Source organism: Staphylococcus caeli (genome assembly GCF_900097965.1).
GTDB classification, from domain to species: Bacteria; Bacillota; Bacilli; order Staphylococcales; family Staphylococcaceae; genus Staphylococcus; species Staphylococcus caeli.
The window spans coordinates 47,388-62,171 of record NZ_FMPG01000012.1; the positions used below are offsets into that span (position 1 = coordinate 47,388).

Here is a 14,784-nt window from a genome sequence, read left to right on the forward strand (position 1 = left end):
ATTAGGCTTATTTTTCAAGTGTTTGTTAGGAATTATTAGCTAGAAATAAATTTAATGAAATCGCACAATACGATAATAAATATTAAAAACAAAAGAGAAATATTTAAAAATGTAAAATAGAAAGAATTAAAATCTGATTTACCATTCTTACTTTTATAAAGCTTATATAAACAATTAGCCAAAGAATACTGGATTTTTATAACAAGCGAAAAAAATATAATTATGATAATAATTAAACAAGTTATTACTAACCAATTTGTGTTAATTACTTTTAATATTAAAAGTAACAATATAGATGAATATAGTATCATCGAAACCATAACTTCGAATATTTTTTCCTTTTTTTTATGTAATTTTGAAAAGTTAGAAAGAGTAAAATCAAGTGAAATGTTGTATATTTTGTGTATTTGTAAAACTCCACCATTTAAAATTATACTAATAATATTGCTTATCAAATTATTTGAATTTTTCTCTTCTTTATATATAAACCCCTTATTATCTGTAAAATCTATATCTGAACAGTAGAAATAAGTAGTTATGGCAAAAGAAACTATTGTTACTATTAGTAAAATGGTACATATAATATCGTATTTACGCATTTTTTCCTTTTCTGTCTTAATAATTTGTTGCATGTTTCAACCCCTCCTTAATAATATAATTATGAGTTACTATAACATATAAATAAAAAAAATATGAAATTAAATTATTGTATAAAAAGAAATGTTGTATAACATTGTGTAATACTAAGAAACATCCTGTGATGCATCGAGTTTTATTCTCGCATAACTATGTGTTTAAAGCTATTGACAAATGATTTGTAATATTTTAAACATCAATTTATGCAACAATTCAGTAGTTTTTAAAAGTGTCGGAAGTAAGGTGTATCAAGTGTTTGAAGTAGATTAAGTAATTTAAAAATTGATGTTAAGAATATACTGTATTTTACTACAAAGCTAAATGTAGAAGTTGTAAAAACAAATTCACAAGACTCAATTTTGAGCTTTGTAAATGATTATTATTGAAATATTATATTTCAGGGCAAAAAAAGGGCACAATTTTGATAATAAGGGCAAAGGTATGAACAATATATTATCTTAAAATGCTTATAAATGCCTATATAACAACATTTTGATTGTTCATGAACTTCCTTGATAAACTACTTAATTATTCCAGCAAAATAATAGTGGATAAATGAACGAACCCTCTAGCCATAATGGTTAGAGGGTTGTTTTTATGAATGATAGAAACCTAACTTAAATAAAATTGTAGTAGATTACTGAAGTATGAGAATAGAGATAAATACATCCCTCACCTCTGGTAAAACGAAGATTATTGATGACAACGTCCTATCTGCGAATGAGATACTGAAACTATTGTATACTGACGTAGTGTAGGGGGAGAAACTGAATTAAACGAAGGCGTCACAAAACGTGGTATATATATTAAGAATCCAGACACAGGCAAATATAACATTATATGCAATAAAAGTGCGGCAATGATGAAGAATTAGATAATGAAATAGAACAAGCTACTGATAATCACAGAGACAGACTAGTAATTGCTGATGATGTTCCGTTTGAGGATTAGGAATGAAAGAAATGTTGGAATGTACGAGCTGCAATGCTAAAATAATTATCAATAATTACTTTATTGCTATATAATTTTAAAGGTGTGTGCATTATGGAAGAAAGTAAAAAGCTTGGAACTATTCAGAAAAGATTTGATATGATTTCTATTGCTCTTTTTAGCATATCTATTTTCATGTTTATAGTTATGATGATTATATCTTTATCAATAGATGTGATGCCTAGTGAAATGCCTTTAGTAGGTGTGATAGGTAAACTTCTTATTTATATGGCTGTTATAATACAAATAGTTCCAATGATTATTAAGAAAAAATTTTTGAAAGCGCTAGTTCTTGCATTAATAATAGTTATATGGATTATATTATTTGAAGTATTATAGTGTTAAATATACAAATTATCCTCGCCCATCATCAGAAGTGTTGGTGGGTGTTTTTATATGTAGCTGTTACACGATACAGACACTTAAGTATTTATAACTAACAAGTAGGCAATATAATTTTTTCATGATTTATGATAGTGTGAATTTATATTTTGAATAATAATATGGTGGTTTTTATGAATTTAAGGGGGTACCTATGAAAATAATAACTAAAATCTTAGATGTATTAGCAGCTATATGCGTTGTTTTATTATTTAGCAAGTATGCAGTTAATTTTGCGAATATGATGTTTGATTGGAATTTAAGATGGTACTTTTTAGAGGATATTCCTCACTTATCTATCATCCTATTTATATTATTATTTGTATTTGCAATACCTTCTGAAATGATTAAAGACAAACAAAGAGAAAGTGAATAAAATTTCTAATTTTAAGAGGTGTTTTAAGATGGTTTTTGTATACATAATTGTTTCTTCAATCTTACTTTATTATGCTATTAAATATGGTATTAGAGATGGATTGATTGATCGTGATGCTAATAAAGAAAAATTAATATATTTACAAAAAAGTACTAATTTATTTGAAGAAATAGGAGATATAAATAGAGCAATAAGCAAAGAGAACAAAGCTGAAGCTAAGAGAATATATGATGAGTCACTAAATGTATTATTGTCTGAAATGGAATCAAAGGAGAAGTATGATACTTTAATACAATATAAACAGAAAATAGAGCATTTTAATAACAAATAATGAATAGCGTTATATGAGTTTACTATTTAGCTTAATAATGAGTTGTACGCTTTTAGACATTTATGAATATGCCTTCTAATGAAGTATAAGTTTTTAAAAAGGAGTGGTTTTTTGAACATTAATCCAGAGTTTGATAAAGGGTATTTTATAGCGACTATTTTAAACGTTTTCTTTTTAATTGGGTTATTTTTTATTAATAGTTGGGGAAATATATATATATTAATTCCATATGTTATTGTGATGGGATTAAATGCTGTTTATTTAGTTGTAAAAGCAATTAAAATTAATGAAAACAAGTCCAAAATTTAAAAGAACTTTGAAACATTTTTTTCATACATTGATACATATTTAACCACCCACACATGTCACTGGGTGGTTATTTTTTATGCTTTCTAGTAGATTTCTAGTAATTTGCGAGTGGTAAAAACTTTGTTAGAGATTCCTGGAGACTTTCTAGAGAAAATCATTAATAAAATCTCTAGAAAATATGCAAAAAGCCAAAATAAATGTATCAAAAAGGCTTGTTTCGTACGGTATAACATGCTGTAATAAGGTATACTAGCTAGGAGGGAGTGAAAAAAGTGTTAGATAACATCAAGCAGATAGCAGAAATCGCCTTTTATGTAGCATCGACAACGGCCATTGTCACATAACTACTAAAAGACGATAAGAAAAAGTAATAAGGTTAAGCCCTACGAGGCTTGCCTATTTATAAGTATATTCTAACACTTAAATATTATGAAAACAATTTATATCATATTAATCGTGCTTGCATGGGTAAACGTGTTACTTGGAAATGATATCTCAAAAAGCATTGTCGCATTAATCACTACATTGTTAATAACCAAACTATATAAAAACAAACGAGGTGCAGATAATGGACGCGATAAAGGAAATCAATCAGAAAACAAATAAGGTGTTTGAATTAGAAACTGCTTATAGCATTTCAAAAAACTCTGGATTACCACGTCAAACTGTAACTGATCTAATGACTGGGAAATCAGATATTAAAAAGCAAAATTCGTTACAATAGAAAAACTATACGAATACGCAAAAGCCCACCTAAATGAAGTAACCCTCTAGCCATAATGGTTAGAGGATTGTTTTTTTGTTTGGGCTTCAAATATTCAACTTGAATCTTATTTTAATGCATTGTCTAATGCGTAATCAGCCAATGTTTGAGTAGTATCCACTAATGGTAAGTCAGTTGTGTTTTCGTCGATAATGATAGGCAATTCCGTGCATCGTAAAATAACACTGTCTATATTTTCGGTTTCTTGATATTTCTTAATGAGTGTTTTGAAAAATTCTGTTGATTCATTTGTAACATTATCTTTAATAAGTTCATCGCTAATAATGTTGTTTATAAGTTCTATTTCATTCTTATCAGGCTTAATTAAAGTGATTGGATCATTTTAAAAAAAAGGTTCAAAGGTATTACTAATCATCGTTTCTTTTAGTAACGCTTTCCAAGTTACTTCCATATCATCTTTACCTTTAGCAGCACTATACTGAGCATAATTGATACTATGTAAAGTGATATTTGGATGTCCGTACCTCTTATAATTAGTATGGTTACATATTACCATTGTTGTAAGTGGAGTGACAGTTTTAGGTATTGCTAATTAAACTATGTGGCATGATTATATATTGAAAAACATGGTATTTATATAGTAAAGGAGAATGCGATATGGATATTATTGGGAAAATTATAAGCTTTGTAATGAGCACAATTTCTAATTTTACAGGTAGTGGTTCATTGATAGAAGATATTAAAAATGCATTTAATGAAAATTTTAAGAAGGATAATTAACTTATTTGTGACTAAGTTTCAAAAAGCATAAGGTTTATATAATACTACGCTCCATATCATTTCGATATGGGGTTATTTTTTATAGTATCGTATTCATTAAAATACGCTTTTATTATCAATGGAAGTCAGTATATAATAAGTTAAACATCATATTTCAATATATAATCAATAAGGTTGATATTTATGGAATATAAATCACTAAAAACGCTTTTTCATATGCATGGTATAACAACGATGGAAGCAGAATATGAACTTAGGAAGCATAGTCATAGTGCTTTTCTTACAGACATTGAAATATATCCTATTCAAGGTGAAGTTCAACAACGAGAAACGCGGTATCCATTATTTTTCCAAATTACGAAAGAATTAGTAATCAAACTTGAACGGGTTTTGAAAAATAGTGCGAAGATTCAGCAGTTATCATCGAGCCAACCAGAAATTGCCAATAAAGCTTATATCAAATATCTATTAATTAACGAATTGCAGAGTACAAATGAAGCAGAAAATATTAAAAGTACAAAAAAAGAAATCGCAGCAGCATTAAATAATACGAAAAATACAAATAAACGATTTGATGGTCTTGTAAACTTGTATCTAATGTTAAAAAATAAAGAAATTGAGATAAATACAATTGGAGACATTCGCCGAATTTTCGATACATTGGTTTCAAATGAAGTGAAAGTACAGGATTTGCCTGATGGTGATATGTTCAGAAATAAGGCAATCGGTATTTATGATCAATCAAAAGCAAAGTGGATTCATAGAAATGAATTTAATGAACGTGAAATTGTTGAATATTTGATTTTATTATTAGAGTTTATTAAATATGATCCAGCCCCAGAATTATACAAAGTGATGGCAAGTCATTTTATATTCGAGTATATTCATCCATTTTATGATGGTAACGGGAGAGTGGGTCGATTTATACTTGCTAAATTATTAAATAATGAACTTGACTCATACACGGCGTTGACTTTTTCCTATATTGTAAATCAAAAAAAGCATAAGTATTACAAGGCTTTCGAAAATGCCTCTAATGCCTATAATAAAGGTGAGTTAACACATTTTATCGAAACAATGCTAGATATAGTTCTAGAAGGACAAGAGAGTGTTATCGTCGCATTAGAAAAAAATATCAAAATGATAACAAGGCTTAAACAAGCGTTAGAATTATATGATTTTAATAAATATGAATACAGTGTGTTATTTGTGCTATTACAAGATAAAGTGTTTGGAAGTAGATATTCACGCATAACGTTGAAAGAGCTTAAAAATGTTGTCGGATTTTCAAGAAATAAAATAAATGAAGTGGTGGCATTACATCGAGACAAATTGATAAAGTTGAATAGTAATCCAGTGGTTTATGAAATCAAAAATGAATATATCGATGTATTACTGTCTCAAGAACTGAGTTAAAGCCATAATATGTCTCGCATTTTCTATCAATCAATCTGATAAAAATTACATTTGCTTGAGAATTATAAAGTGTGGGTATATTATCAAAGAGGATTTTAATTAATATATTATATTGAATTGGTGATGCTTGCATTGAACCATTAATGAGTTTAAGCAAGCAGACTGAGTCATATACAAATTATTAATTATTATTATCGTGGGAGAACTTACGTTAATATTAGGTTTTTGTGTGATGCATCACCAAATGCCTGATATCCTTATAGGCATTGTTTGTGTTGCTTTTCGCTAATGTAATACATACAATGGCGGGCTTGGCTGTGTGATGAATAGATATGTTTTGAGAAAATTGAAGTATATTTAATCGTGACAAAGCCGAGTTTTACATATTTAAAGCGCAAGTACGAAATGTCTGATAGAGACACAACGTGCTTGCGCTTATTTTTATAAATATTAGTGTTGATCGTGTTCGTCTTTGATATCACCGACAATATTTTCTAAGATATTTTCCATAGTAATGATGCCGATAGGTGTATGTTCTGTGTCTTCTACGAGTGCAATATGAATGTGTTGTTGCTTCATTTGCTCTAAGACTTGGTGGTATTTTGTATTTAGACTTACTTTAAGAATATCGTGTGTTATGGCATCTATTGCGTCAATATCATCATTTAATAAATCTTTCGCGTGCACATAACCGATTACGTGTGTTGAATCTTCATTGATGACGGGGTATCTTGTGAAATGTGATTGATTCACAAATGCTTTCGTTTCTGCAACGCTACTATTGATGTCGACGACTGAAACTTTATTTAATGGCAAATAACCGTCTTTGACTCTCATCTCATCAAAAGCGAATGCACGATTGATATGTGTTAATTCGTTTTCTGAGATTTCTCCGCCTTCATGACTTTCTTTAATTAACATTTTCAATTCTTCTTCAGAATGATAAAGTTCGCTTTCTTTTGCGGGTTGCATACCAAATAATTTTAAAATGAATCTTGCTGAACCGTTAAGAATAAATATAAATGGATAAAATAATTTGTAAAACATGATAATAGGTTTAGCAATCATCAGTGTTATTTGTTCTGCTTTTTGAATTGCAATTGTTTTAGGTGCCATTTCTCCAATGACAACGTGTAGATAAGTTGCAATAACGAATGCACTGATTAAAGTAAAGACGTGAATCATTGTTTCAGATAAGCCGAAACTGCTGAATAATGGATGTAATAAGAACTCGAACGTTGATTCACCAACCATACCAATACCAAGTGCAGTAATGGTAATACCCAATTGACATGCTGCCAAGTATTCATCTAGGTGAGAAACGACTTTTTTAGCGGCAATGGCTTGTTTATTAGAGCCAGTTGCAAGTGAGTTGATTCGTGATGTTCGCACTTTAACGATGGCGAATTCAGTGGCCACGAAGAATGCGGTTAATGCGAGTAAAAAGATAAATGTAATTAAACTAATAAAGGTTCCCAAATATTAATTAATTCCTCCGATATATTTTTAGTCAATCAATACTGATTGATATACTATTATATAAAAATTTGAATAAGTGCGCTAGTGTAACGAATTACAATTTTAAGTTTTTAAATAAATGATTTAGTTTTACGTCTTAAATTAATCTGCTGTTTCATCGGAAGTAATGTGGCCCAACTTATAACTAATTATGAAACCTAATACGAGTGTAATTATTGAAATAATCCAAATACCCCATGAATTTGGCAAGCCAGGAAAGACTGCATACAGTGAACCGACGACGAAACCAATGATGACTGCGTACATAAGGTAAGTGTAATGTGTTAATAAGTATTGGATGAGTTTGCTTGAGAATAAGAATCCGCAAACGACCCCTAAACCGACTGTGATTAAAACGGGTATTGCAGCAAAATTGAATGAAATAAATTCAGAAATAGCATACATAACTGTGCCATAAACACCAAATACAAGTAGCATGAATGAACCAGAAATGCCTGGTAAGAGCATAGCACTAGAGGCACAAACACCAGCAATAAAGTATTTGATAATATGACCGGTTGAAAGTGATAGTGACTCGCCAGCATGTTTATCGCCACTATTCAATAATGTGATAATTACTATAATAGCAATGCCTAAAATGACTAAACCATAATGTGCTGCGCCAAATGTTGTACGATAACGCGATGTTTTTAATAAATAGGGGATGATACCACCAATTAATCCTACAAAGAAGAACATGGTTGGCACAGTGTGCGCACTGAGCAAGTAGTTAATGACTTTACTTAATAAGCCGATTGCGATTCCCATACCCAATCCAATCGGCATTAAAAATTTTAAACTTTCCCAAAATCGTTTTGAAAAAAGGCCACTTACAGAACGAATGAAATCATCATATATACCTAAGAGTAGGGCGATTGTTCCACCGCTGACACCAGGTACTAAATCTGTAGTACCCATTGCAAATCCTTTCCAAAGATTTGACCATCTAATGTTTGACATATCAGTTTCCTTTCTTTAATGAAATGTATTAACGATATTAGCATAGATTTGCATTTTACAGTAACAAAAATATGGATATCAACCCTAAGTATGAGGTGTTGTAAGATCGATGACTCAATAAGAGAGCAGTAAATGCATATTAAATCTGGAAAATAAAAATATTAGGGAAATAATTCAAAGTTTATACAGAAATGAGTATTGAGAACAACAGGGATATTTTTATCAGTTATAGAAATCTTACTATTATTATCGAAAATCATTGTGATATGATAACGATTTTAATTTAGCACTAGAAAAGGTTTATATTCATATATAACTACGTTATAATTAGATGATGTAACAAGGGTTCAGTCTTTTGACTGTAGATTAAAATTATTATAAACTAGATAGGAAAAACATATCATATAATACGGAGGGAATATGTATGCCATCAACATTAGAAATTAAAGACCTACATGTGTCTATAGAAGATAAAGAAATTCTAAAAGGTGTTAACTTAACAATTAATACTGGTGAAATACACGCAATCATGGGACCAAATGGTACTGGTAAATCAACATTATCATCAGCGATTATGGGACACCCAAGCTATGAAGTGACAAAGGGAGAAGTGTTATTAGACGGCGTTAACATTCTAGAATTAGAAGTTGATGAACGTGCGAAAGCAGGTCTATTCTTAGCGATGCAATATCCATCAGAAATCACTGGTGTAACAAATGCAGATTTCATGCGTTCAGCAATCAATGCGAAACGTGAAGAAGGCGAAGAAATTAATTTAATGCAGTTTATCAAAAAACTTGATAAAGAAATGGATTATTTAGATATAGATCAAGATATGGCACAACGTTACTTAAATGAAGGTTTCTCTGGCGGTGAGAAAAAACGTAATGAAATTCTTCAATTAATGATGCTAGAGCCAAAATTTGCCATCCTAGATGAAATTGACTCTGGTCTAGATATCGATGCCTTAAAAGTTGTTTCTAAAGGTATTAACCAAATGCGTGGCGATGAATTTGGTTCATTAATTATTACGCATTATCAACGTTTATTAAACTACATCACACCAGATCATGTGCATGTTATGTTCGGCGGTAAAGTAGTTACTTCAGGCGGTCCAGAATTAGCTAAACGCCTTGAAGAAGAAGGTTACGAATGGGTTAAAGAAGAGTTCGGTGCTGCAGAATAAGTCTCAACTCATATTAAATAAATGAATTTAGATGAAGATTTAAGGTCTTGATTTATACCGATGAATTAAATCATACAATCATCAAATGGGAGGAAAAAAGTATGACGACTGAAACTTTGAACATTTCTGAAGCGCAACTTGTTGAATATTCAAAAGCCCATAATGAACCGACTTGGCTAACAGAATTACGTAAAGAAGCGTTGAAATTAACTGAAACTTTAGAAATGCCAAAACCAGACAAAACAAAAATTAATAGATGGGATTTCGACTCATTTAAACAACATGAAACGACAGGTAACGTATATAGTTCACTAGAAGAACTACCAGAAGCGGTTAAAGAAATTATCGATGTAGATAATTCTGAGAACTTAGTCATCCAACATAATAATACACTTGCATTCACTAAAGTATCTGATTCAGCAATCAATGATGGTGTTATCGTAGAAGGCTTAGCAGAAGCATTGGTAAACCATCCAGATTTAGTACAACAATATTTCATGAATGAAGCTGTAACGGTTGATGAACATAGATTAACAGCGTTACACACGGCATTATTAAATGGCGGAATGTTCGTTTACGTGCCTAAAAATGTAGTTGTAGAGCATCCAATTCAATATGTTGTATTACATGATGATGACCAAGCAAGTTTTTATAATCATGTGATTATTGCTACAGAAGAAAGTGCGGAAGTAACGTACGTAGAGAACTATTTATCAAATGCTAACGGTGAAGGTAATCAGTTGAATATCATCTCAGAAGTAATTGCAGGTGCGAATTCAAAAATCACTTACGGTTCAGTAGATTATTTAAATAAAGGATTTACTGGTCACATTATTCGTCGTGGTACGGCTGCAACAGATGCAACAATTAATTGGGCATTAGGCCTAATGAACGAAGGTAGCCAAATCATCGATAATACGACAAATCTTATTGGTGATCGTTCAGAAAGTGAATTAAAATCTGTAGTCGTAGGTACAGGTGATCAGAAAATCAACCTAACATCTAAGATTGTGCAATATGGTAAAGAAACAATGGGTTATATCTTAAAACATGGTGTAATGTTAGAAAATGCATCATCTGTATTTAATGGTATTGGCTACATCAAGCATGGTGGCACGAAATCAAATGCTAACCAAGAATCACGTGTCTTAATGTTATCTGAAAATGCACGTGGAGATGCCAACCCAATTCTATTAATCGATGAAGACGATGTTGAAGCAGGACATGCGGCGTCAGTTGGTCGTGTGGATCCAGAACAACTTTACTACCTTATGAGTCGTGGTATTTCACGTCAAGAAGCAGAACGTTTAGTCATTCATGGTTTCTTAGATCCAGTGGTACGTGAGTTACCAATTGAAGATGTGAAACGTCAATTACGTGAAGTCATCGAGCATAAAGTAAATAAATAAAGATTAAGTTAAAGACAATAGTAAATAAAAGGCGCTTCTTCGAGTATGACGTGCTTAGCATAGGGAGATATACCCTTTTTAATCGCATGAATCTCAAGCATAAGATGACGCCTTTACTAAGGTCTGATAATTAATTTTTAATTAAGAAAGGCCTGTGAATAATTTGACGCATACATTTAATGTTACTGAAATTATAAAAGATTTTCCGATTCTCGATCAGCAAGTGAATGGTAAACGATTAGCGTATTTAGACTCAACTGCAACGAGTCAAACACCAGTACAAGTGATTGATGTTATGGCAGATTATTACAAACGTTATAATTCAAATGTGCATCGTGGCGTGCATACACTCGGCTCACTGGCAACAGATGGCTATGAAAATGCACGTGAGACTGTTAGACGTTTCATCAATGCAAAATATTTTGAAGAAGTGATTTTTACGAGAGGTACAACTGCTTCTATCAATATTGTTGCGCATAGTTATGGAGATGCAAATGTTTCTGAAGGTGATGAAATTGTCGTAACCGAAATGGAACATCATGCGAATATCGTGCCTTGGCAACAATTAGCCAAACGTAAAAATGCGTCGTTGAAATTTATTCCTATGACTGATGACGGAGAATTAGCAATAGAAGATATCAAAGCAACAATTAACGATAAGACAAAAATTGTTGCGATTGCACATGTATCTAATGTTCTAGGTACGATTAATGATGTGAAAACAATCGCTGAAATAGCACATGAGCATGGCGCAATCATCAGTGTTGATGGCGCACAAGCTGCACCACATATGGCATTAGACATGCAAGATTTAGACGTTGATTTTTATAGCTTTAGTGGTCATAAAATGCTAGGACCAACTGGTATTGGTGTGCTATTTGGTAAACGCGCATTGCTTAAAAAGATGGAGCCTACTGAATTCGGTGGCGACATGATTGATTTTGTAAGCAAATACGATGCTTCATGGGCAGATTTACCAACTAAATTTGAAGCAGGCACACCTTTGATTGCGCAAGCGATTGGCTTAGCAGAAGCAATCAGATATCTGCAAAATATTGGCTTCGAAGCCATTCATGAACATGAAACAACATTAACGCAATATGCATATGACAAAATGTCAGAAATTGAGGGTATCGAAATCTATGGTCCAGCTAAAGATAAACGTGCTGGTGTTATCACATTCAATATGATTGACGTACATGCACATGATGTTGCAACTGCGGTAGATACAGAAGGTGTTGCAGTCAGAGCAGGGCACCATTGTGCGCAACCTCTTATGAAATGGTTAAACCAATCTTCAACAGCGCGTGCAAGTTTCTATATTTATAATACGCAAGAAGATATCGACCAATTCATTGAGGCACTGAAACAAACGAAGGAGTTTTTCTCATATGAATTTTAATAACTTAAATCAGTTGTATCGTTCAGTAATCATGGATCATTACAAAAGTCCTCGTAATAAAGGTACTTTAGATAATGGTTCTATGACAGTTGATATGAACAATCCAACGTGTGGGGATCGTATTCACTTAACGTTTGATATAGAGGATGGATTTATCAAAGATGCTAAATTTGATGGAGAAGGTTGCTCAATTTCTATGTCTAGTGCTTCCATGATGACAGAAGCTGTCAAAGGTCATTCATTAGCAGAAGCTATGAAAATGAGTCAAGAATTTTCAAAAATGATGCTTGGTGAAGATTATGAAATCACGGAAGACATGGGTGATATTGAAGCATTGCAAGGTGTTGCACAATTCCCTGCAAGAATTAAATGTGCGACGTTAGCATGGAAAGCCTTAGAAAAGGGTACAGTTGAAAAAGAAGGTACTGATGAAGACTAAGTGTTAGTCGAAGTCGATGCCATTGACAATGTGTAAATTTCCATTCAAACTAGTAGGCACATCAAGATATATAACGTTGTATATAATGAACAGCGTTGAGTCTTTAAATAGTAACGTTGATAATGCAAATCGCACATAAATAATTTCGCACGTAAGTCGTTTTTAATATATAAAAGGAGTGATTGAAATGGCTAAAAAAGCACCTGATGTTGGGAATTATCAATATGGTTTCCACGATGAAGATGTTTCCATTTTTAGATCAGAACGTGGTTTGACGGAAAATATCGTCCGTGAAATTTCGAATATGAAAGAAGAACCAGAATGGATGCTTAACTATAGATTGAAATCATTGAAACAATTCTATAAAATGCCTATGCCGCAATGGGGTGGCGATTTATCAGAATTAAACTTTGATGATATTACGTACTATGTTAAACCATCAGAAAATACAGAACGCTCATGGGATGAAGTGCCTGAAGAAATCAAACGTACATTTGATAAATTAGGTATTCCAGAAGCAGAACAAAAATACCTTGCTGGTGTATCAGCACAATATGAATCTGAAGTTGTTTACCATAATATGGAAAAAGAACTTGAAGAAAAAGGTATCATTTTCAAAGATACGGATAGTGCATTAAGAGAAAACGAAGAACTATTCAAACAGTATTTCTCAACAGTTGTACCAGCTGCAGATAATAAATTCTCAGCATTAAATTCAGCTGTATGGTCAGGTGGTTCTTTCATCTATGTGCCTAAGAACATCAAGTTAGATACACCATTACAAGCATATTTCCGCATTAACTCAGAAAACATGGGACAATTTGAACGTACACTAATCATTGCAGATGAAGGTGCTTCAGTAAACTATGTTGAGGGTTGTACAGCACCAGTTTACACAACAAGCTCACTACACTCAGCAGTTGTTGAAATCATTGTGCATAAAGACGCGCATGTACGTTACACAACAATTCAAAACTGGGCAAACAATGTTTATAACTTAGTAACGAAACGTACTTTAGTTTATGAAAATGGTAACATGGAATGGGTCGATGGTAACCTTGGCTCTAAATTAACGATGAAATATCCTAACTGTGTACTAATGGGTGAAGGTGCTAAAGGTAGCACGCTTTCTATCGCATTTGCAGGTAAAGGACAAGTTCAAGATGCCGGCGCTAAAATGATTCACAAGGCACCTAACACATCATCAACAATAGTTTCTAAATCTATCTCAAAAGATGGCGGTAAAGTAATTTATCGTGGTATCGTTCACTTTGGCCGCAAAGCGAAAGGTGCACGTTCAAACATCGAATGTGATACGTTGATTTTAGATAACGAATCAACATCAGATACAATTCCGTATAACGAAGTATTCAATGATAATATTTCTTTAGAACATGAAGCGAAAGTTTCTAAAGTGTCTGAAGAACAATTATTCTACTTGATGAGTCGTGGTATTTCTGAAGAAGAAGCGACAGAAATGATTGTTATGGGCTTCATCGAGCCATTTACGAAGGAACTTCCAATGGAATATGCAGTTGAGATGAACCGTTTAATCAAATTCGAAATGGAAGGTTCAATCGGCTAAATTTAACCATTGAAATCACCATTTGATAATATTAAAAGCACGAAGTGATACTAAATTGATAGCATTTATCTTTAAATGTTGTTAAAATTACATATCATTTCGTGTTTTTTATTTTGAAAAATAATATTTATTGGGGGAGTTTAATGGTAAATAATAAAGGCTGTACACTTTTAACGGTTGGTGAGTAAAATCATCAATCGTTTTTTTATGTTTGAATACAAAAAAAGCACAAATATCTCTATAATTATAAGCGACGAAACCATAATTAAGGAGAGATATCTGTGCCGTATACTTATAATAAAACAAATTACCTTGGTTTGAAAGTAGATAATATTTATTTTT

General features: G+C 32.0%; 15 protein-coding genes. 12 read left to right on the forward strand and 3 right to left on the reverse strand.

Annotated elements, in window-relative coordinates; genetic code table 11:
- Positions 1-35: 35 nt before the first annotated feature.
- The gene (locus BJS11_RS10775; RefSeq protein ID WP_069996199.1) at positions 36-632 is read right to left on the reverse strand and encodes a hypothetical protein; all 597 of its coding nucleotides are present in this window, start codon (positions 630-632) and stop codon (positions 36-38) included.
- A gap of 1,048 nt (positions 633-1,680) precedes the next feature.
- Between BJS11_RS10775 and BJS11_RS10780 the strand changes: the two genes are divergently transcribed.
- From BJS11_RS10780 to BJS11_RS10805, 7 genes are all read left to right on the forward strand, one after another.
- Positions 1,681-1,965, forward strand: coding sequence for a hypothetical protein (locus BJS11_RS10780; RefSeq protein WP_069996200.1), 285 nt, complete (start codon positions 1,681-1,683; stop codon positions 1,963-1,965).
- A 196-nt stretch (positions 1,966-2,161) separates the two neighbouring features.
- Complete coding sequence (elxI1, locus tag BJS11_RS10785) at positions 2,162-2,383, forward strand: epilancin biosynthesis-related protein ElxI1 (RefSeq protein ID WP_069996201.1); 222 nt, start codon at positions 2,162-2,164, stop codon at positions 2,381-2,383.
- 28 nt (positions 2,384-2,411) lie between these two features.
- Entirely contained in the window at positions 2,412-2,714 is a 303-nt protein-coding gene (locus BJS11_RS10790) for a hypothetical protein (protein ID WP_069996202.1), read from the forward strand.
- Between the two features lie 111 nt (positions 2,715-2,825).
- The gene (locus BJS11_RS10795; RefSeq protein ID WP_069996203.1) at positions 2,826-3,023 is read left to right on the forward strand and encodes a hypothetical protein; all 198 of its coding nucleotides are present in this window, start codon (positions 2,826-2,828) and stop codon (positions 3,021-3,023) included.
- Positions 3,024-3,591: 568 nt separating this feature from the next.
- Positions 3,592-3,747, forward strand: a complete 156-nt coding sequence (locus BJS11_RS10800) for a hypothetical protein (protein ID WP_374699938.1) — start codon at positions 3,592-3,594, stop codon at positions 3,745-3,747.
- A gap of 657 nt (positions 3,748-4,404) precedes the next feature.
- Positions 4,405-4,527 (forward strand): hypothetical protein, encoded by a 123-nt coding sequence (locus BJS11_RS14015; protein ID WP_258953795.1) that lies wholly within the window; start codon positions 4,405-4,407, stop codon positions 4,525-4,527.
- 183 nt (positions 4,528-4,710) lie between these two features.
- Positions 4,711-5,943 (forward strand): Fic family protein, encoded by a 1,233-nt coding sequence (locus BJS11_RS10805; protein WP_069996204.1) that lies wholly within the window; start codon positions 4,711-4,713, stop codon positions 5,941-5,943.
- 450 nt (positions 5,944-6,393) lie between these two features.
- Here BJS11_RS10805 and BJS11_RS10810 read toward each other — a convergent pair whose 3' ends face one another.
- The gene (locus tag BJS11_RS10810; RefSeq protein WP_069996205.1) at positions 6,394-7,422 is read right to left on the reverse strand and encodes a hemolysin family protein; all 1,029 of its coding nucleotides are present in this window, start codon (positions 7,420-7,422) and stop codon (positions 6,394-6,396) included.
- Between the two features lie 141 nt (positions 7,423-7,563).
- A complete protein-coding gene (gene popT, locus BJS11_RS10815; RefSeq protein ID WP_069996206.1) occupies positions 7,564-8,421 on the reverse strand; it encodes a polyprenyl-phosphate transporter PopT in 858 nt (285 codons plus the stop codon).
- A gap of 424 nt (positions 8,422-8,845) precedes the next feature.
- Between popT and sufC the strand changes: the two genes are divergently transcribed.
- The 5 genes from sufC to sufB all read left to right on the forward strand — a co-directional run bounded on the left by sufC (position 8,846) and on the right by sufB (position 14,442).
- Positions 8,846-9,607 (forward strand): Fe-S cluster assembly ATPase SufC, encoded by a 762-nt coding sequence (sufC, locus tag BJS11_RS10820; protein ID WP_069996207.1) that lies wholly within the window; start codon positions 8,846-8,848, stop codon positions 9,605-9,607.
- Between the two features lie 101 nt (positions 9,608-9,708).
- Complete coding sequence (gene sufD, locus BJS11_RS10825) at positions 9,709-11,016, forward strand: Fe-S cluster assembly protein SufD (RefSeq protein WP_069996208.1); 1,308 nt, start codon at positions 9,709-9,711, stop codon at positions 11,014-11,016.
- A gap of 154 nt (positions 11,017-11,170) precedes the next feature.
- Positions 11,171-12,418 (forward strand): cysteine desulfurase, encoded by a 1,248-nt coding sequence (locus BJS11_RS10830; RefSeq protein WP_069996209.1) that lies wholly within the window; start codon positions 11,171-11,173, stop codon positions 12,416-12,418.
- Complete coding sequence (sufU, locus tag BJS11_RS10835; RefSeq protein WP_069996210.1) at positions 12,408-12,857, forward strand: Fe-S cluster assembly sulfur transfer protein SufU; 450 nt, start codon at positions 12,408-12,410, stop codon at positions 12,855-12,857. Before BJS11_RS10830 ends, sufU begins: the two co-directional genes overlap by 11 nt.
- 187 nt (positions 12,858-13,044) lie before the next feature.
- Positions 13,045-14,442, forward strand: coding sequence for a Fe-S cluster assembly protein SufB (gene sufB / locus BJS11_RS10840; protein ID WP_069996211.1), 1,398 nt, complete (start codon positions 13,045-13,047; stop codon positions 14,440-14,442).
- Positions 14,443-14,784: the final 342 nt, after the last annotated feature.